The organism is Streptomyces flavotricini (assembly GCF_020639365.1).
GTDB lineage: Bacteria > Actinomycetota > Actinomycetes > Streptomycetales > Streptomycetaceae > Streptomyces > Streptomyces flavotricini.
In genome coordinates, this window is the sequence record NZ_JAINUL010000001.1 from 4,634,922 (window position 1) to 4,653,236 (window position 18,315).

General features: G+C 71.1%; 17 protein-coding genes. 5 read left to right on the top strand and 12 right to left on the bottom strand.

Translation table 11 applies throughout. The features are described from left to right. Positions 1-110: 110 nt before the first annotated feature. The 3 genes from K7B10_RS20945 to K7B10_RS20955 all read right to left on the bottom strand — a co-directional run bounded on the left by K7B10_RS20945 (position 111) and on the right by K7B10_RS20955 (position 3,835). Positions 111-1,025, bottom strand: coding sequence for a MerR family transcriptional regulator (locus K7B10_RS20945; RefSeq protein WP_229337989.1), 915 nt, complete (start codon positions 1,023-1,025; stop codon positions 111-113). Positions 1,026-1,190: 165 nt separating this feature from the next. Next, entirely contained in the window at positions 1,191-2,972 is a 1,782-nt protein-coding gene (locus K7B10_RS20950) for an SDR family oxidoreductase (RefSeq protein WP_229345260.1), read from the bottom strand. Positions 2,973-2,977: 5 nt separating this feature from the next. Next, on the bottom strand, positions 2,978-3,835 hold the full coding sequence (locus K7B10_RS20955; protein WP_229337991.1) for a M24 family metallopeptidase: 858 nt from the start codon (positions 3,833-3,835) through the stop codon (positions 2,978-2,980). A gap of 263 nt (positions 3,836-4,098) precedes the next feature. On the opposite strand from K7B10_RS20955, the gene K7B10_RS20960 reads away from it, so the two are divergent. The 5 genes from K7B10_RS20960 (at position 4,099) to K7B10_RS20980 (ending at position 8,355) form a co-directional block, all read left to right on the top strand. Next, complete coding sequence (locus K7B10_RS20960) at positions 4,099-5,082, top strand: ABC transporter ATP-binding protein (protein ID WP_229337993.1); 984 nt, start codon at positions 4,099-4,101, stop codon at positions 5,080-5,082. Beyond that, complete coding sequence (locus K7B10_RS20965; RefSeq protein WP_030857810.1) at positions 5,072-5,959, top strand: ABC transporter permease subunit; 888 nt, start codon at positions 5,072-5,074, stop codon at positions 5,957-5,959. The genes K7B10_RS20960 and K7B10_RS20965 overlap by 11 nt, the downstream gene beginning before the upstream one ends. Then, positions 5,956-6,867, top strand: a complete 912-nt coding sequence (locus K7B10_RS20970) for an ABC transporter ATP-binding protein (RefSeq protein WP_229337996.1) — start codon at positions 5,956-5,958, stop codon at positions 6,865-6,867. Before K7B10_RS20965 ends, K7B10_RS20970 begins: the two co-directional genes overlap by 4 nt. Positions 6,868-6,881: 14 nt before the next feature. Next, entirely contained in the window at positions 6,882-7,601 is a 720-nt protein-coding gene (locus tag K7B10_RS20975; protein WP_123513638.1) for an ABC transporter permease, read from the top strand. Positions 7,602-7,686: 85 nt separating this feature from the next. After that, positions 7,687-8,355: a rhomboid-like protein gene (locus tag K7B10_RS20980; protein WP_229337998.1), complete on the top strand. Its 669-nt coding sequence runs from the start codon at positions 7,687-7,689 to the stop codon at positions 8,353-8,355. 152 nt (positions 8,356-8,507) lie between these two features. Here the strand turns inward: K7B10_RS20980 and K7B10_RS20985 are convergent, their stop codons facing one another. The 9 genes from K7B10_RS20985 to K7B10_RS21025 all read right to left on the bottom strand — a co-directional run bounded on the left by K7B10_RS20985 (position 8,508) and on the right by K7B10_RS21025 (position 18,293). Further along, entirely contained in the window at positions 8,508-9,320 is an 813-nt protein-coding gene (locus K7B10_RS20985) for an HAD family hydrolase (RefSeq protein ID WP_229338000.1), read from the bottom strand. Further along, positions 9,317-10,594: a serine--tRNA ligase gene (gene serS / locus K7B10_RS20990; RefSeq protein WP_229338002.1), complete on the bottom strand. Its 1,278-nt coding sequence runs from the start codon at positions 10,592-10,594 to the stop codon at positions 9,317-9,319. The genes K7B10_RS20985 and serS overlap by 4 nt, the downstream gene beginning before the upstream one ends. A 527-nt stretch (positions 10,595-11,121) precedes the next feature. Further along, positions 11,122-12,057 carry a prephenate dehydratase gene (gene pheA / locus K7B10_RS20995; RefSeq protein ID WP_229338015.1) on the bottom strand — a complete coding sequence of 312 codons (936 nt, stop codon included), beginning with the start codon at positions 12,055-12,057 and terminating at the stop codon, positions 11,122-11,124. 42 nt (positions 12,058-12,099) lie between these two features. Beyond that, positions 12,100-13,383, bottom strand: a complete 1,284-nt coding sequence (efeB, locus tag K7B10_RS21000; protein ID WP_229345262.1) for an iron uptake transporter deferrochelatase/peroxidase subunit — start codon at positions 13,381-13,383, stop codon at positions 12,100-12,102. Then, on the bottom strand, positions 13,380-15,386 hold the full coding sequence (locus K7B10_RS21005) for a copper resistance CopC/CopD family protein (RefSeq protein ID WP_229338017.1): 2,007 nt from the start codon (positions 15,384-15,386) through the stop codon (positions 13,380-13,382). Before K7B10_RS21005 ends, efeB begins: the two co-directional genes overlap by 4 nt. Before the next feature lie 22 nt (positions 15,387-15,408). After that, entirely contained in the window at positions 15,409-15,894 is a 486-nt protein-coding gene (locus tag K7B10_RS21010; protein WP_229338019.1) for a copper chaperone PCu(A)C, read from the bottom strand. Further along, positions 15,891-16,544 carry an SCO family protein gene (locus K7B10_RS21015; RefSeq protein ID WP_229338021.1) on the bottom strand — a complete coding sequence of 218 codons (654 nt, stop codon included), beginning with the start codon at positions 16,542-16,544 and terminating at the stop codon, positions 15,891-15,893. The genes K7B10_RS21010 and K7B10_RS21015 overlap by 4 nt, the downstream gene beginning before the upstream one ends. 112 nt (positions 16,545-16,656) lie before the next feature. Continuing rightward, positions 16,657-17,361, bottom strand: a complete 705-nt coding sequence (locus K7B10_RS21020) for a YcnI family copper-binding membrane protein (RefSeq protein WP_229338023.1) — start codon at positions 17,359-17,361, stop codon at positions 16,657-16,659. A 107-nt stretch (positions 17,362-17,468) separates the two neighbouring features. Further along, on the bottom strand, positions 17,469-18,293 hold the full coding sequence (locus tag K7B10_RS21025) for a hypothetical protein (protein WP_229338025.1): 825 nt from the start codon (positions 18,291-18,293) through the stop codon (positions 17,469-17,471). Between the last annotated feature and the right edge of the window lie 22 nt (positions 18,294-18,315).

Consider the following 18,315-nt stretch of genomic DNA (forward strand, 5'->3'; position numbering starts at 1 on the left):
TCCACAGAGTTGCCCACAGGAAACACCGGCTTTTCCACAGCTGGTTGGGTCGGTTTTGAGGGCAAACGAGTGATCCGCCCTGTGGACTACCGACCGGATGCCACCGGCCGTTATCCGCCGCCCCGGCGGGCCAGCTCGTTCATCGTCCGGGCCTGGAGCTCCCGCTCCGTCGCGGCCCGGACGAACTCCCCCACGTGCTCGGCGCCGACCAGCTCCTGCACCGCCCGTACCGTCTCCGCGGGCAGGGCCACCGACGCGGGTCCCGAGGGCTGCGGGGCCCCGGCAGCCCCCAGGTGGCGCTGCAGATGCCGGGTCGCGAACAGCCGCATCGCCCGGGCCAGCTCGGCGTCCACCGTCTGCTGGGCCAGGGGGCGCAGTCTCCGTACCATCGTCGCCGCCTCCGCCGCGTCCGCGTCCGTCGGCGGGACCTCCCCGAGGTAGCGGGCGAAGACGTGCTCGGTGGTGAACTCCAGGAAGCGGGAGGCGATGTGCTCCACCTGCCCGCGCAGCTCCCGCAGGTGTCCGGTGATCGCCGACAGCGGCACCCCGGCCGCGTACAGCTCGGCGGCCACCGTCAGCTCCTGCGGGGAGGGCACCAGGAATTCGTCCGGGCGCCCCGGGATCGCCTCCAGCACCCCCAGCTCGCACGCCTCGCCCACCGCGTCGTCATCGGGCAGGCCGCCGAACCGCTCGTTCAGCTCGGCCCGGCTGATGCGCGCGGCCTCCTCGTCGGTCCACGGGCCGTGCACCTCGGCGACGAGCCCCAGCACCCCGCCGAGCCCGCGCCCGGCGTCCCAGGCCTCCAGCAGCTCCTTGATGGAGGCCAGGGTGTAGCCGCGGTCCAGCAGATCGGCGATCTGGCGCAGCCGCGCCAGATGCGTGTCCCGGTAGACGTTGGAGCGGCCGCGCCGCTCCGGCTTCGGCAGCAGCCCGCGGTCCTGGTACGCCCTGATCGTGCGCACCGTCGCCCCGCTGTGGTGCGCGAGATCCTCGATCCGGTACTCGGCCACCGCCTGTTCTGACAATCCCGGCTCCCTACGACATGGCGGCTCGGCCGACCGCGGCCGCCGCGGCCCGGGCGGCAGGCGAAGCCGCAAGGTACTCGACCGCCCTGCGCAGCGAGCCCTCCTGCGAGGGATGGTACGACCGCCGGAAGGAGCGGGATATGGCCGTGCCGGGCTCTGTCGCGCTCACAGCCGGGGCTCCAGCTTCGCGAGCCGCCGCAGGGCGCCCGGCGCGAACCGGGACATCCACAGGGCGCCCTTCGACTCGGGGGTCACGGGCACCACGGCCTCGTTGCGCACCACCGCCCGCAGGATCGCCTCGGCGACCTTCTCCGGCGGGAAGTTGCGCAGCCCGTACAGCCGCGAGGAGCGCTCCTGGCGGCGCTTCTCCTCCGCCGCGTCCACCCCGGCGAAGCGCGAGGTGGCGGTGATGTTGGTGTTGACGATGCCGGGGCAGATCGCGGAGACCCCGATCGACCGCGAGGCGAGCTCGGCGCGCAGGCATTCGCTCAGCATCAGCACGGCGGCCTTCGACGTGCTGTACGCGGGCAGGGTCTTGGACGGCAGGTAGGCGGCGGCGGAGGCGGTGTTGACGATGTGGCCGCCCTGCCCGCGCTCGGCCATCTGCCTGCCGAAGATCCGGCAGCCGTGGATGACACCCCACAGGTTGACGTCGAGGACCTTCTTCCAGTCCTCCGAGGTGGTCTCCAGGAAGGGCCCCGAGAGGCCGATCCCGGCGTTGTTGACCAGGACGTCCACGACGCCGTACTCGGCGGCGGTCTTCGCCGCGAGCTTCCCCATCGCCTGCTCGTCGGCGACGTCGACGCACTCGCCCCAGGCCTCGGGGGCCCCGACGAGCCGCGCCATGTCGGCCGTACGGGCCGCACCCTCCGCGTCGCGGTCCACGCACACCACCCGGGCCCCGGCCTCGGCGAACGCGAACGCGGTGGCCCGGCCGATGCCGCTGGCGGCGCCGGTGACCAGTACCAGCTGGCCGCCGAACCGGTCGGCGTACCTGCCCGGGGCCTTCTGCTCCGGTGCCCGGGCGGCGGGCTCCTCCCGGGCGGTGACGAACTCCGTGATCCACGCGGTCAGCTGGTCGGGCCGGGTCCGCGGCACCCAGTGCTTGGCGGGCAGGGTGCGCCGCACCAGATCGGGGGCCCACCGCTCCAGGTCGTCGTAGAGCCGCTCGGAGAGGAACGCGTCCTCGGTCGGGGTGATCAGCTGGACGGGTACGTGCGCGTACGCGTCGGGGCGCGGCCTGCGCATCCGGGGCCGCACGTTGTCGCGGTAGAGCCAGGCTCCGTGCGCCGCGTCCGAGGGCAGCGAGGCCGTCGGGTAGGAGCCGGCCGGGACCTTCTCCACGCGCTCGAGCATCCGGGGCCACCGCTTGCCGAGCGGCCCGCGCCAGGCGAGCTCCGGGAGAACGGGGGTGTGCAGCATGTACACGTACCAGGACTTGGCGCCCTGGCCGAGGAGCTGCGCGGCCCGGCGCGGGGTGGGCCGGGACATCCGCTTCTTGATCCAGTGCCCGAAGTGGTCCAGGGAGGGGCCCGAGATCGAGGTGAAGGAGGCGATCCGGCCCTCGGTGCGGGCGACGGTCGCGAACTCCCAGCCCTGTACGGAGCCCCAGTCGTGGCCGACCAGGTGCACCGGACGGTCCGGGCTCACCGCGTCCGCCACCGCCAGGAAGTCGTCGGTCAGCTTCTCCAGGGTGAAGCCGCCGCGCAGGGGCACCGGAGCCGTGGAGCGCCCGTGGCCGCGTACGTCGTAGAGCACCACGTGGAAGCGGGCCGCCAGCCGCTCCGCGACCTCCGACCAGACCTCCTTGCTGTCCGGGTACCCGTGCACGAGCACCACGGTCGGCCGGTCCGCCTCCCCGAGCTCGACGACGCACAGTTCGATGCCGCCGGTGCTCACCCGGCGCTCGCGCGCCCCCGCGAGGCCCGACCCGTTGATCCCGCTCATGCCGCTCATGCTGCCTTCTCCTCGGCCCAGCGCCGCACGTGCGGCAGATCGTCGTCCAGCCAGAACGCACTCTCCCCGGGATCCCGCGAGTCGGTGACGACCAGGATCTCCTCGAACTTCGCACCGGTGCCCCGGAACCCCAGGTGCGGCTCCACCGCCCACAGCCCGGGCTGCGGCGGGTGGTCGGAGAAGCGGTACGGGCTCCACAGCGGGGACCAGCCCTCGCGGTGTCCGTGCAGGGCGTCGGAGGCCAGCCCCTTCAGGGACTGCGTCCCGAACCCGAAGGCGGTCGGGGACCAGCGCCGCTCCTTGACGCGGTCTATCTTGTGGGCGATCACACCGAAGGGGTAGGCGCGGTGCCGGTTGGCATACCCCTGGTGGATCATCAGCCGCTCGACGTTCTCGTAGATCTCGCGCAGCGGGCGGCGCTCGCGGACCTGGTCCAGGATCAGCTCGCGGTGCACGCGCAGATCGGACATGAGCCGGTCCTGCACCGGATTCAGCCCGAGGCTGCCCGAGTACCCGATGTCGGCCGCGTACCCCTTGTACACGGGCGCCATGTCGAGGATGAACGGCATCCCCGGCTCAAGCCTCCGGTTCGTCGGGAAGAACTGGAGGGGGATCTTGAAGTTCGCGAAGGCGGTGCGGTCCCCGAACCACGCGAACGGCAGGTGGAACCAGTCCCGCACCCCGCGCTCGCGCAGCCACTCGCGCTGCATCCGCGCAGTCTCGCGCTCGGTCACGCCCGGCCGCAGCTGCGCCGCGACGGTCTCCGCGCACTCGTACGAGAGGCGTTGCACTTCCCTGAACCCGCGCAGGTCCGGCGAGAGTTGCGCGGTGCGTTGCCTGGTGTCCGCAGCCATGACAGCCGTCCGTCCGTAGAGCCGTACGCGCTACGCGCCCGTAACTTGACACTGATGAATGTGACAATGACCGGAGATCACGTCAAGGGTCGTGCACGGACCTGTGGACAACTTGTCCGATCCACCGCGTACGGTCCGCTTCGCCGGTCCCCTTTGACCGGTCCGCATCAGCCTTTCGTCAGGGTGTGTAGTCCTGAAGGCGGAGACGGGATGACGCTCCTGGTCTGACGATCGGCGCGGTCCGCGCCACTAACGTCGAAGCCGTGACTGTCATCGCGACCGAAAGCCTGAGCAAGCGGTACCCCCGAGTGACCGCAATCGACCGGCTCTCCCTGGACATCGGGCCCGGAGTGACCGGCCTCGTGGGTGCCAACGGAGCCGGCAAGTCCACGCTGATCAAGATCCTGCTTGGACTGTCCCCCGCCACCGAGGGCCGCGCCGCCGTGCTCGGACTCGATGTCGCCACCCATGGCAGCGCCATCCGCGAACGCGTCGGCTACATGCCCGAGCACGACTGCCTGCCGCCCGACGTCTCGGCCACCGAGTTCGTCGTGCACATGGCGCGCATGTCCGGACTCCCGCCGACCGCCGCCCGCGAGCGGACCGCCGACACCCTGCGCCACGTGGGCCTGTACGAGGAGCGGTACCGCCCCATCGGCGGCTACTCCACGGGCATGAAGCAGCGCGTCAAGCTGGCCCAGGCGCTCGTCCACGACCCCCAGCTGGTCCTGCTCGACGAGCCCACCAACGGCCTCGACCCCGTGGGCCGGGACGAGATGCTCGGCCTGATCCGCCGCGTCTACACCGACTTCGGCATCTCCGTCCTCGTCACCTCCCACCTGCTCGGCGAGCTGGAGCGGACCTGCGACCACGTCGTGGTCGTCGACGGCGGCAAGCTGCTGCGCTCCAGCTCCACGAGCGACTTCACCCAGATCACCACGACCCTCGCGGTCGAGGTCACCGACACCGACGCCCATCCGGACGGCACCGCCGCCCTGCGCAAGGCGCTCGCCGACCTGGGCCTGACCCTGCACGCGGGCGAGGAGCAGGGGCTGCCCGGAGCCGGCCACATCCTGCTGCTGGAAGCCACCGGCGAGGAGACCTACGACATCGTGCGCGACACCGTCGCCGACCTCGGCCTCGGCCTGGTCCGCATGGAACAGCGCCGCCACCACATCGCGGAGGTCTTCCGCGACAACGACCAGCAGCAGCTCGTCCGGAAGGGAGCCGGTTCCGATGGCGCCTGACACCTCGACCCAGATCCACAACATCGGCTACCGGTCCTACGACGGAGCCCGGCTCGGCCGCGCCTACGCCCGCAAGTCGCTGTTCTCGCAGTCCCTGCGCGGGGCGTACGGACTCGGCCGGTCCGCCAAGTCCAAGGTCCTCCCGATGCTCCTCTTCGCGGTGATGTGCGTCCCGGCGCTGATCATCGTCGCGGTCGCCATCGCGGTGCCCGGCTCCACCAGCCTGCCGATCAAGTACACGACGTACGCGCTGACCACCCAGGTGATCATCGGCCTGTACCTCGCCTCGCAGGCACCGCAGTCGGTCTCACGGGACCTGCGCTTCAAGACCGTGCCGCTCTACTTCTCGCGGCCGATCGAGCGCGTCGACTACGTCCTCGCCAAGTTCGCGGCGATGGCCTCGGCGCTCTTCATCCTCACCGCCACCCCGCTGCTGATCATGTGGATCGGCGCGCTGCTGGCCAAATTCGACTTCGCGGACCAGACCAAGGGGTTCGCCCAGGGACTGGTCTCCGTGCTGCTGCTCTCGGTGCTGTTCGCCGGCCTCGGCCTGATCATGGCCGCGCTCACCCCGCGCCGGGGCTTCGGCGTCGCCGCCATCATCGCCCTGCTGCTGATCCCCTACGGCGCCGTGACCGCCGTCCAGGGCATCGCGTACAACACCGGCTCGACCGGTCCCATCGAGTGGATGGGCCTGTTCTCCCCGATCACCCTGATCGACGGCGTGCAGACGGCCTTCCTCGGCGCCACCTCCGCCTTCCCCGGCGGAGACGGCCCCTCGGCCGGCGTCGGATTCGTCTACCTGCTCGTCGTCCTCGGCCTCATCGCCGGCTCCTACGCCGCTCTGATGGCCCGCTACCGGAAGGCCGGGCTGTGACCACCATCGACATCGACCACACCTCCCGCTGGTTCGGGAACGTCGTCGCCGTCAACGACGTGACCATGCACATCGGCCCCGGCGTCACCGGGCTGCTGGGCCCCAACGGCGCCGGGAAGTCCACTCTCATCAACATGATGGGCGGCTTCCTCGCCCCCTCCACGGGCACCGTCACCCTCGACGGCGCGCCGATCTGGCAGAACGAGCAGGTCTACAAGCAGATCGGCGTCGTCCCCGAGCGCGAGGCGATGTACGACTTCCTCACCGGCCGGGAGTTCGTCGTCGCCAACGCCGAGCTCCACGGCCTCGACGACGCGGCCGCCCAGAGGGCGCTGGCCACCGTCGAGATGGAGTACGCCCAGGACCGCAAGATCTCCACGTACTCCAAGGGCATGCGCCAGCGCGTGAAGATGGCCTCGGCCCTCGTCCACGACCCGTCCGTGCTGCTCCTCGACGAGCCGTTCAACGGCATGGACCCGCGCCAGCGCATGCAGCTCATGGACCTGCTGCGGCGCATGGGCGACGACGGCCGCACCGTGCTCTTCTCCTCGCACATCCTGGAGGAGGTCGAACAGCTCGCCTCCCACATCGAGGTGGTCGTCGCCGGCCGGCACGCCGCATCCGGCGACTTCCGCAAGATCCGCCGCCTGATGACGGACCGCCCGCACCGCTACGTGGTCCGCTCCTCCGACGACCGGGCCCTCGCGGCGGCCCTGATCGCCGACCCCTCCACCGCGGGCATCGAGGTCGACCTCAAGGAAGGCGCGCTGCGCATCCAGGCCGTCGACTTCGGCCGCTTCACCGAGCTGCTGCCGCGGGTCGCCCGTGCGCACGGCATCCGGCTGCTGACGGTCTCGCCCTCCGACGAGTCCCTCGAGTCGGTCTTCTCCTACCTCGTCGCGGCCTGAAGGAGCTGGCACCCATGTACAACCCCACCGTCGCCCGGCTCACCTACCGCGCGCTGCTCGGCCGCCGCCGTGCGCTGATCCTCTGCGGACTGCCCGTCCTGCTGATCGTCATCTCCATCGCCGTCCGCGCCTTCACCGGGCTGGACGACAAGGTCGCCGCCGACCTGCTGGGCGGCTTCGCCCTCGCCACGATGGTCCCGCTGATCGGCGTCATCGCCGGCACCGGCGCCATCGGCCCGGAGATCGACGACGGCTCCATCGTCTACCTGCTCTCCAAGCCGGTGAAGCGCCCGACGATCATCATGACGAAGCTGATCGTCGCGATCGGCGTCACGATGGCCTTCTCCGCGATCCCGACCCTGATCGCCGGGTTCATCTTGAACGGCAACGGCCAGCAGATCGCCGTCGCCTACACCGTCGCGGCGCTCGTCGCCTCGATCGCCTACAGCGCGCTGTTCCTCCTGCTGGGCACCGTCAGCCGGCACGCGGTCGTCTTCGGCCTGGTCTACGCCCTGATCTGGGAGTCGCTCTTCGGCAGCCTGGTCTCCGGTGCGAAGACCCTCAGCGTCCAGCAGTGGGCCCTGGCCCTCGCCGAGAAGGTCGCCGGCGAAGGCTACGTCGACGCCACCGTCGGCCTGCCCACCGCGGTGACCCTGCTCTGCGTGGTCACCGTGGGCGCCACCGTGTACGCCGGCCAGAAGCTGCGCCGCCTCACCCTGGCGGGCGAGGAGTAGGCACCCGCCGTACCGGCTCCACGCCCGGTGCCCCGCACGGCCCACAGGCCGGGCGGGGCACCGCCGTACGGGGCAAAATCAGGGCATGGTCGAGCACCCCGAGCCCGAGCCGTCCAGGCCCGTACGGTCCTGGATACGCTCCTCGCCGGGTACGCACATATGGCTGCTGCTCCTCGCCGTCACGAGTGTCATCGTCGTGATCGCCCCCGACCACCTCGAGCACGTCCTGCTCCACCGCCACAGCAGCAACATCCACGAACTCACCCGGCACCCCGTGCGGGCCCTGCTCTCCAGCGCCTTCTGGATCGAGAACCCGGCCTCGCTCGCCCTGTACGCCGTCCTCTTCGAGCTCTTCCACGCGCCCGTGGAACGCTGGCTCGGCACGCTGCGCTGGCTGGCCGTCGTCGCGACCGCCCACATCACGGCCACCCTGGTCAGCCAGAAGGTGGTCCTGATGGCCATTCAGGACCACCGGGCCCCGCACAGCATGGTCCACGTCGTCGACGTCGGCGTCAGCTACGGCCTCGCGGCCTCGGCCGGGGTCCTCACCTACCGGCTCCCGAACCCGGTGCGCTGGCTCTACCTCGTCGGTGTCGTCGCCTTCTTCGGGCTGCCGCTCCTCACCGGGGGGACCTTCACCGACCTCGGGCACGCCATCTCGCTCTCCGTCGGCCTGCTCGCCTGGCCGCTCACCCGCCACCCGCACCCCAGACATGTTTCACGTGAAACAGAGCACCACGCCGGCGACGGCTGACCGCGGAAATTGACTGGTACGTGACCTGCGCCCCGGGCAGAGTGAGCCGTGCGGGGAGCAACAAAAAGGTCCGGAGCAGCCACTTCGAGCGCGCCTCGCGGCGCGGGCTGTTCCGGACCTTCCCCGTCTCGCTCCCGGTTCCGGGCTGACCGTCAGGCGGCGCCCAGCAGTCGCTCCAGCACCACCGCGATGCCGTCCTCCTCGTTGGAGGTCGTCACCTCGTCGGCCACCGCCTTGAGCTCCGCGTGGGCATTGGCCATGGCCACTCCGTGCGCCGCCCAGCCGAACATCGGGATGTCGTTGGGCATGTCGCCGAAGGCGATCGTCTCGGCCGCCTTCACGCCCAGCCGGCGCGCGGCCAGCGAGAGGCCGGTGGCCTTCGTCAGCCCCAGCGGCAGGATCTCCACTATCCCCGGACCGGCCATGACGATGTCGACCAGCGAGCCCACGGTCTCCCGGGCCACCTTCACCAGCGCGTCGTCGCCGAGCTCCGGGTGCTGGATGTAGAGCTTGTTCAGCGGAGCCCTCCACACTTCCGCGGTGTCCGCCAGGTAGAGGGCCGGCAGACCCCCCTGCACCTGGTAGCCGGGGCCGAAGAGCACGTCGCCGTCCACCCCGTCCCGGCTTGCCGCGAGCGCCAGCGGACCCACTTCGGCCTCGAGCTTCGACAGCGCCAGACCGGCCAGTTGCCGGTCCAGCGTCACCGAGGTCAGCAGCCGGTGCGCCCCTGCGTCGTAGACCTGTGCGCCCTGCCCGCACACGGCGATCCCCTTGTAACCGAGATCGTCCAGCACGCCCCGGGTCCAGGGCACGGCCCGGCCGGTGACGATGATGTGCGCCGCGCCCGCCGCGGTGGCCGCGGCGAGCGCTTCACGGGTGCGTTCTGAGACGGTGTCGTCGCCACGCAGCAGCGTGCCGTCGAGATCGGTCGCGACGAGCTTGTACGGGAACGGGACCGGGCTCACTTGGCGATCGGCTCCAGGAGCTCACGGCCGCCCAGGTACGGGCGGAGCGCCACCGGCACGTGCACGGAACCGTCGGCCTGCTGGTGGTTCTCCAGGATCGCGACGATCGTGCGCGGTACGGCGCACAGCGTGCCGTTCAGCGTGGAGAGCGGCGCGGTCTTCTTGCCGTCGCGGTAGCGGATCGACAGGCGGCGGGCCTGGAAGCCGTTGCAGTTCGAGGCCGAGGTCAGCTCGCGGTACTTGCCCTGCGTCGGGATCCACGCCTCGCAGTCGAACTTGCGCGAGGCGGAGGCCCCCAGGTCACCGGTGGCGACGTCGATCACCTGGAAGGGCAGCTCCAGGCTGGTCAGCCACTGCTTCTCCCACTCCAGGAGGCGCTGGTGCTCGGCCTCGGCGTCCTCCGGCGCGACGTACGAGAACATCTCGACCTTGTCGAACTGGTGGACGCGGAAGATGCCGCGGGTGTCCTTGCCGTACGTACCGGCCTCGCGGCGGAAGCACGGCGAGAAGCCGGCGTAGCGCAGCGGCAGCTTCTCGACGTCGATGATCTCGTCCATGTGGTACGCGGCGAGCGGGACCTCGGAGGTGCCGACCAGGTAGTAGTCGTCCTTCTCCAGGTGGTACACGTTCTCCGCGGCCTGGCCGAGGAATCCGGTGCCCTCCATGGCGCGCGGGCGGACCAGCGCCGGGGTCAGCATGGGGATGAAGCCGGCCTCGGTGGCCTGCGCGATCGCCGCGTTGACCAGGGCGAGCTCCAGCAGCGCGCCGACACCGGTCAGGTAGTAGAAGCGCGAGCCCGACACCTTGGCGCCGCGCTCGACGTCGATGGCGCCCAGCGACTCGCCGAGCTCCAGGTGGTCCTTGGGCTCGAAGCCCTCGGCGCCGAAGTCGCGGATCGTGCCGTGCGTCTCGAGGACGGTGAAGTCCTCCTCGCCGCCGACCGGGACGTCCTCGTGGACGATGTTTCCGAGCTGGAGCAGCAGCCGCTTGGCGGCCTCGTCGGCCTCGTTCTGCTCGGCCTCGGCGGCCTTGACGTCCGTCTTGAGCTGCTCGGCCTTCTTCAGCAGCTCTGCCCGCTCCTCCGCGGAGGCCTTGGGGATGAGCTTGCCGAGTGACTTCTGCTCATTGCGCAGTTCGTCGAAGCGCATGCCGGAGGACCTGCGGCGCTCATCGGCGGAGAGCAGTGCGTCGACGAGGTCGACGTCCTCTCCACGGGCGCGCTGCGAGGCGCGGACACGGTCAGGGTCTTCACGGAGCAGCCGGAGGTCAATCACCCCTCCAGGCTACCGGGCTGGGCTTCCTGGGCTCACACCGATATCACGCTGCGTGTCGCTATGTCCCAATTGTGGAGAATGGAAAACGCGGAACCCGCTGGCCGGAAGTGACCCTTCCCGTGTGGTCAATAAAAGCGGCCCATTCCCTGAAAAGGGGCACAAGCGCGGTATCCGGGCACCCCCTGAGCAGGGCGGGAAGGTCTTCCTTGTCCACAGGAATTGCCCGCCACGGAGACTTGTCCACAGGCTGTGCGCCGGATCTGTGGACACGGAAATAGATCAATCCCCACCCGTGACCCGTCAGGACGATTCAGGGTTCAAACCGCCCTCACACACTCATTCGGGTGGGAATGGCTCGCTCCAAAGAGTTGATCGGCGATGCAGGGGTGACGCCGTTCACCTTCCGCTCCCCAGCGCGAAACCCGGGGCCCCCGACCGATTTGTCGACCTTGTCGCGCCGTGATGTCGACTAGTCCACAGGTCCCCATCTCTGCCTGTGGATAACTCTGTGGACAGTGGAGGAAGAGCTACGCCCGGCCGTCGAGGCAGCGCGTCAGCCAGTCGGAAGCGGCCATGAAGTCTCCGTCGGAGGTTCCGGGCCGCGGAGCGCGCACGTCACCCTGAGCGACGCCGGCGCGCGGATAGGAGCCGAGGAAACGGACCTGGGGGCAGGTGCGCTTGAGACCCATGAGTGCCTCGCTGACCCGGCGGTCGGAGATGTGGCCCTCGGCGTCGACCGCGAAGCAGTAGTTTCCGATGCCCTCGCCCGTCGGCCGGGACTGGATCAGCATCAGGTTGACCCCGCGGACGGCGAATTCCTGGAGGAGCTCCAGCAGCGCACCGGGGTGGTCGTCGCCGAGCCACAGCACGACGGAGGTCTTGTCGGCGCCCGTCGGCGCGGCCGGCCGGGCGGGCCGCCCGACGAGCACGAACCGGGTCTCTGCGTTCTCCGCGTCGTGGATCTCGGTGACCAGCGGGACGAGCCCGTACGTGGCCGCCGCGAACTCGCCCGCGAAGGCGGCGTCGAAGCGGCCCTCCTGGACCAGCCGGGCCCCGTCGGCGTTGGAGGCGGCAGACTCCCACGTCGCGTCGGGCAGGTTCGCCCGCAGCCAGTTGCGCACCTGGGGCTGGGCGACCGGGTGCCCGGTGACGGTCTTGACGTCCGACAGCTTGGTACCGGGCCGCACGAGGAGCGCGAAGGCGATGGGCAGCAGCACCTCGCGGTAGATCATCAGCGGTTCGCCGGAGGCCAGCTCGTCCAGGGTGGAGGTGACCCCGCCCTCCACCGAGTTCTCGATCGGCACCAGGGCGGCGGCTGCCTCCCCGTTGCGTACGGCGTCCAGGGCGGCCGGGACCGACACCATCGGGACGAGCTCCCGGGTCGCGGCTTCCGGCAGTGTGCGGAGGGCGGCTTCGGTGAAGGTGCCCTCGGGACCGAGATAGGTGAAGCGGGTGGCCGACATGTGATCAGCCTAATGCCGGGTCCCCGACCGCCGGGTTGCTGTTCATCCTTCGAGCAGCCGCTGCCCCACGTACTCCCCGTCGCGGGGGCCGGGCGGGACCGCGTACAGCCCGCTGGACTCGTGCCGGATGAACGCCGACAGGGCGTCGCCCCGGTCCAGCTTGCGCTGGACGGGGACGAAGCCGCGCAGCGGATCGGCCTGCCAGCAGATGAAGAGGAGACCCGCGTCCGGGGTGCCGTCGGCGCCGATCCCGTCATGGAAGGAGAACGGGCGCCGGAGCATGGCGGCCCCGCCGTTCTGTTCGGGGGCGGAGATCCGGGCGTGCGCGTTGGACGGAATGACGGGCTTGCCGTCGGGGCCGATCTTGTCGAGAGCCATCTTCGTGGTCTCGGTGCCGCCGGTGAGGGGCGCGCCGGTGGCCTTCGTACGGCCTATCACCTGCTCCTGCTGGGCCAGGGACTGCTTGTCCCAGTCGTCGAGGAGCATGCGGATGCGTCGTACGACGGCGTACGAGCCCCCGCCCATCCAGGAGTGCTCGGCGGGCCCGGGGCCGGCGGCGGGGACGAAGATCCGCTTGTCGAAGTCGGGCTGCGCTGGCTTCGGGTTGCCGGTGCCGTCGATCTGGCCCATGAGGTTGCGGGCGGTCATCGGTGCCGCGGTGGCGCCGGGGGACCGGTTGAAGCCGTTCATCTGCCAGCGGACCCGGGCTGCTTCCCCGGCCTCCTTCTGGAGGGTGCGCAGGGCGTGAAAGGCGACGAGCCCGTCGTCGGCGCCGATCTGCACCCACAGGTCGCCGTTGCTGCGCTGGGCGTCGATCCGATCGGCGGAGAAGTCGGGCAGCGGGTCGAGGGCGGTGGGGCGGCGGGCGGCGAGCCCGGTGCGCTCGAAGAAGGAGTGGCCGAAGCCGAAGGTGATGGTGAGGGAGGAAGGACCGGCGTCGAGGGCGATACCGGAGTCCGCGCCCGATGCGGGCTGGCCCGCCATCAGCAGGCGCGCGGTGTCGGACCAGCGCCGCATCAGGGCGGCGGCCTCCTTGCGGCCGGCCCCGGGGGCCAGGTCGAAGGCGAGGACGTGGCCCTTGGCCTGCAGCGGGTCGGTGATGCCGGCCTGGTGCTCGCCCTGGAAGGCGATGCGGGTGGCGCCGAGGGAGGCGAGGCTCCCGGAGGCACCGGTGGCGCCGGCCGGGGAGTCGTCGAACGCGGAGTGCACGAGGGCGCCGCCGGTGGTGCCGAGCGCGAGCCCGGCGGCGCCCGCGGCGCCGACGGTGCCCAGCAGTCGGCGCCGGGAGATCTCGATGTCGGGGTTGCTGTCGGTCACGCTGGTCAGCCGATCTTCACGTTCTTCTGCACGGTCGTCTGGTCGATGTCGGAGGTACGGACGGTCACGTCGATCCGCCATTCCCCGGCCAGCGGCAGCTGGACGCCGGACGCGCTCCAGTGTCCGGGGGCCGCGCGCTCCGGGAGGAGCGGCAGGGGGCCGATGTCCTTGGCGGGGAGGGTGAAGGCGACCTTGATTTCGGGGATGTCGAGGGGCCGGCCCTGGGGGTCGTCGATCCAGACGTGGAGCGAGTTGGCGCCGACCCGGCCCGGGTCGACCTCGACACGGACCGATCCCTTGCCGTTCTGGCCGCCTGTGTCGAACGGCAGGGTGATCTTGATGGCGCGGTTGGGGACGGCGGTGGCCGCGGAGTCCGGCCCGCCGGCCCGCTCGGCGGTCCGGCCGGGTTCGGTGCTGGTGAGCACGGTGGTCACGGCGAGCAGGGCGATGGCCACCCCGGCCTCGGCGAGCACGGAGCGGCGCAGTCCCGCCCGGGCCGGATCGGCGTCGCGCACCTGCTTCTCGCGGGCGTTCTCCCGGGCGGCGCGTTGCCGGGCGAGCTGGGCGGCCCGCTTGGGGTCCTCGGGGACGGTGACGGAGGCAGGCGATGTTTCACGTGAAACATCGCGTTGCCGGGCGATCTTGGCCGGCTTCCCGGCGGGGGCATCGGTGAGCCGTGCCGTCCACGAGCGGGAGACGTAGGCGATGCCGACGAGGACGGCGACGAGCCCGACCTTCACCAGCAGGAGCTGCCCGTAGCTGGTACCGGTGAGGGCCGACCAGCTGCCGACCTGGCGCCAGGACTGGTAGACGCCGGTGACGGCGAGGACCAGGACGCTGACGAACGCGACCCGGGAGAAACGCCGGACCGCCTCCCGCTCGATGTCCGGGACCTTGTGGAGGGCGACGAGCAGTGCGGTGAGACCGCCGAGCCAGGCGGCGACGGCCAGCAGGTGCAGGATGTCGGCGGGCATGGCGATACCGGGCTGGACGCCGGTCGAGGCGTGCTCGGACAGGGCCCAGGTGGCGGCGATGCCGCCGGCCACGACGGTTCCGCCGATGCCGAGGCCGAAGAGCAGGTCGTTCGCGTCCTTGTCCGCCCCCGAACCCGGCCCGGACGCCTTGTCCGCTCCGCGGTCCTTCTGCTTGCCCTTGCCCTTGCCCTTGGGCTTGTCCGCTTCCGCGGCCTCGGCGGTCCCGCGCGCGTAGGCGCCGAACAGTACGGCGATGAACAGCGCGGCGGCGCCGAGGAGCAATAGCCGGGAGACGAGGGAGGCGCCGGGCTTGGTCTCCAGGACGGCCTTCAAGCCGTCCAGGTCCAGAGCGTCGGCGAACTTCCCCGACCCCGTGTACGGGGTGCGGAGCACCAGCATCACGAGAGTGGCGGCGGTGAGCGTGACCCACGCGCGCACGATGAGCTTCTGCAGCGGGCGCTGTGCCGCGCCGCGTCGCCAGCACAGCAGGATGAAGGCCGCGCCGCCGACGAGGACGGTGAAACCGCCGTAGGCGGCATAGCGCGCGATGTCGTAGGCGATGCCCACCGGTCCGCCGCCCGCCTGGGCGGTGGGCAGGGCCACGCTGGTCGCCGAGGGGGCGCCGATGGAGAAGGTGAAGGCTCCGGAGACGGGATGGCTGTCGGCGGAGACGGCCTGCCAGGCGACGGTGTAGGTGCCGTCCGGCAGCCCGGAGTGCAGTGCGGTGCCGTAGCGGATGGTGGTTCCGCTGCACATGTCGCGCAGCTCGCCGGTGTCCACCCGCTTGCCCTGCGGGTCCATGACGCGGATGGAGTCGTCGCCCATGGCGACCTGCTCCGAGAAGGAGAGGGTGACCTGGGCGGGTGCCGTGGCGACCACCGCCCCGTCCTTGGGGTCGCTCGCGGTGAGCGCGGCGTGTGCCGAGGCCGGGCCGGCCGCGGTGAACAGGGTCGCCAGCAGGGCTGCGAGGACCAGCACGAGCCGCGGCAGGGATGCCGGGGCCCGGACGCGGGCCGGGGAGGGGGCGATGGCCGTCATGGCGTGTCAGTACCTCGGTCCGTCAGTGGCCGCTGGTGTTCTGGGCGTTGTACGTCCGTTCCTTGACGTCCAGCTCGACCTTGACCGGGTCTGCCTTCTCGAAGCGCAGCTCGACGGTGACCTTCTCGCCGACCTTCGGCATGCTCTTCAGCCCCATGAACATGACGTGGCTGCCGCCACGCTCCAGCCGGAGTTCACCGTTGGCGGGCACGGCCATGGCCGCGACCTGCTGCATCTTCTGGTCCTTGGTCTCGTGGATCTGCAGATCGTCGGAGAGCGGGCTGGTGACGGCCGTGAGCTTGTCGGCCGTCTTGGACTCGTTCTTGATGACCATGAACGCGCCGGCCATCTTGTCGTTCACGGGTTCCGGCATGAAGGCGCCGCTGACCGTCATCTTCGGCTTGTCCGCGCCGGCCTTGGCGTCGGAGTCCGAGGAGCAGCCGGATATGGCGAGTGCTGCCGTCAGGGAGAGGGCGGCGGCGAGGGTGCGGGTGGTGCGGGCGTTCACGGGTTCTCTCCCTTGGCGATCTTCGGCAGGTCCTTGGTGTAGTCGTCGACGGTCGTGCCTTCGCCGTAGAGGAGGTACCCCTCGTCGGTCTTGGGCGAGAACGCGATGACCTGGGCACCGTGCATGGAGACGACGCTGCCGTCGGCCTCCTTCTTCGGTGCCTCGATACCGATGCCGAGCTTGCGCGCGGCCGCCTGGATGGTGGCGAAGTCCCCGGTCAGTCCGGTGAAGGACGGGTCCTGGGCCTTGAGCCACGCGCCGAGGGAGTCGGGAGTGTCCCGTTCGGGGTCGGTGGTGACGAACACGACCTGGAGGTTGTCCTGGTCGGCCTTCGGCAGTGCCTTCTTCGCGACGGCGATGTTGCTCATCGTCAGGGGGCACACGTCGGGGCAGTTGGTGTAGCCGAAGTAGATGAGCGTCGGCTTGCCCTTGGTCTGCTCGCGCAGGTTCCACGGCTTGCCGGTGGTGTCCGTCAGGACCAGCTCCGGCTTGTCGAAGGGGCGGTCGAGGACCGTGGCCTTGCCGGGCTTGGTCTGGCCGGTGAGCTGCGTGACCTCGTTGGTCTTGGCGGTCTCACCGCCGCCGCAGGCGGTGAGGGTGAGGGCGGCCGCCGCCGCGAGGGCGGCGACCGTCACACGTGTGGTGCGCATGGAGGGATGTCCCTGGGATCGGGGATGTGGTGCACGGGCGGGCCGGCGACGAAGAAGGACCGGCTGCGCGCACGTTCTGGACTAAGGGGATACGGCCTGGGGCCGCTCGGGGTCAGGAGGCGCGGCGACGCGAGGCGACACCGAAGGCGACACCGCCGAGGCCGATGACGATGCCCGCGACGCCGAGGGCGCGCGCAGTGGTGTCGGAGGCGCTCTTGGCGGCCTCGTCGTGGCCCTTGTCGTCCTTGGCGGCGGCGTTCTTGTCGTCGTCGTGGTGGTCGTCGGCGGCCTTGGCCGCGGTCAGCTTCAGGACGGGAGCCGGGTTCTGCGGCTCCGCCGCGCCCGCCTTCGTCTCCTCGATCCAGCGGACGACCTCGTTGTTGTCGTACGTCTGGATCGCCTTGAAGACCATCTGGTCGGCGTTGTCGGGCAGCTTGCCGACGGAGACGGGGAACTGCTGGAACTTGCCGGGCTCGATCTTTCCGCCGCTCCAGGTCACCTTGGTGACGGCCTCGTTGACCTGCTTGCCGTGGACGGTGAGCGGCTTGTCGAGCTTGCTCTTCTCGATGGCCACGGTCCAGCCGGGGATGTCCTGCGGCATGACGGAGGTCAGCGGCTGGTCCACGGGGAAGTTGACTTCCAGCTGCGTGGTCGAGGCGTTGTCGCGCTCGTTCGGGACCTTGAAGTTGATGGTCGCGTAGCCGCCCTTGACGGCGTCCCCGGGCTGCACGCTGACGTGCGCGAAGGCCGTGCCGGACAGGACGAGGACGGAGCCGGCGGCGAGGGCGGCGGCGAAGGAGACGCGAGAGGTCTTCATGGCGGGAACACTCCACAGAGGCAGGGTGACGGTGGTTCCGCGCACGGGTGCGCGCGGAGTTCGCGGCACCGGTGCGTCCGCCGGGTGTTCCGGGGAGGGGTGCCGCGTCAGGCTGCGAGGGCGAGCGCCGTGGAGGGCGGCCCGCGCCTGATCACCGTGTGCTGGAGTGCGTCCCGGCCCGTGTGCGCGGCGGGTTCGGCAGCGGTACGGGCCGCCCGCGGGGCACCGGCCGGGGTACCCGCGAGCCCGGCGCCGAGGGCCCGTACGAAGGCCAGCGCGGCGCGCAGCGGACGTACGGGATCGGCTTCGGCGGAGCTGCGGGACAGCTCCACGAGCCGGAGCAGGGCGGCGTCGCCGCGCCCCATGAGCCAGCCGGCGGCCAGGGCGGCCAGCAGGTGCCCGAGGAGCATGCCGGTGCTGAACAGGCCGGTGGCGGGCGCCTCGGCGGCCTGCGCGAGGTGCGCGTGGCCGGCGTGGACCGGTGCCGCGCCCTGCGCCGCGGCCTGGGCGGCCAGGGCGGCCGGATCCAGTCCGGCGGTCTCCAGGATCTGCCGGGCGTCGGCGGGGCTGAGCGGGACGGAGTTGCCCCCGCAGACCAGCCGGGCGGCGAGCGCCGCGAGCGAGGTGTCCGCGCCGGCAGGTGCCTGGGCAGAGGCCGCGCTGTGCTGGCCGAGGCCGAACACCGTGTGCAGGCCGAGCTGTCCGAAGGCGAGTGCGGCGGCGATGCCGGGCAGCGACCGCCTGCGGCCCGCGAGCGGGGCGGCGACCGCGAACACGGCGAGGAAGGCGATGACCAGGGCCCACCAGGGCACCGTGGCGCAGGACGCCAGGGCGTGCCCGGCCGCGGACAGCACGACGCAGACCGCGGTGAACACCGCGGCCCGGAGCAGCCGGAGTCCGGCTCCGGCAGGCGTCGCGTGGGGGACAGTCATGGCCGGGCCATCATCGCACTGC

What these genes read in the sequence shown, in the direction of transcription:
- K7B10_RS20950 (WP_229345260.1), bottom strand. Translation starts at nt 2,972, where the DNA reads ATGAGCGGGATCAACGGGTCGGGCCTCGCGGGGGCGCGCGAGCGCCGG.
- K7B10_RS20955 (WP_229337991.1), bottom strand. Translation starts at nt 3,835, where the DNA reads ATGGCTGCGGACACCAGGCAACGCACCGCGCAACTCTCGCCGGACCTG.
- K7B10_RS20965 (WP_030857810.1), top strand. Translation starts at nt 5,072, where the DNA reads ATGGCGCCTGACACCTCGACCCAGATCCACAACATCGGCTACCGGTCC.
- K7B10_RS20975 (WP_123513638.1), top strand. Translation starts at nt 6,882, where the DNA reads ATGTACAACCCCACCGTCGCCCGGCTCACCTACCGCGCGCTGCTCGGC.
- K7B10_RS20980 (WP_229337998.1), top strand. Translation starts at nt 7,687, where the DNA reads ATGGTCGAGCACCCCGAGCCCGAGCCGTCCAGGCCCGTACGGTCCTGG.
- pheA (WP_229338015.1), bottom strand. Translation starts at nt 12,057, where the DNA reads ATGTCGGCCACCCGCTTCACCTATCTCGGTCCCGAGGGCACCTTCACC.
- K7B10_RS21005 (WP_229338017.1), bottom strand. Translation starts at nt 15,386, where the DNA reads ATGACGGCCATCGCCCCCTCCCCGGCCCGCGTCCGGGCCCCGGCATCC.
- K7B10_RS21015 (WP_229338021.1), bottom strand. Translation starts at nt 16,544, where the DNA reads ATGCGCACCACACGTGTGACGGTCGCCGCCCTCGCGGCGGCGGCCGCC.
- K7B10_RS21020 (WP_229338023.1), bottom strand. Translation starts at nt 17,361, where the DNA reads ATGAAGACCTCTCGCGTCTCCTTCGCCGCCGCCCTCGCCGCCGGCTCC.
- K7B10_RS21025 (WP_229338025.1), bottom strand. Translation starts at nt 18,293, where the DNA reads ATGACTGTCCCCCACGCGACGCCTGCCGGAGCCGGACTCCGGCTGCTC.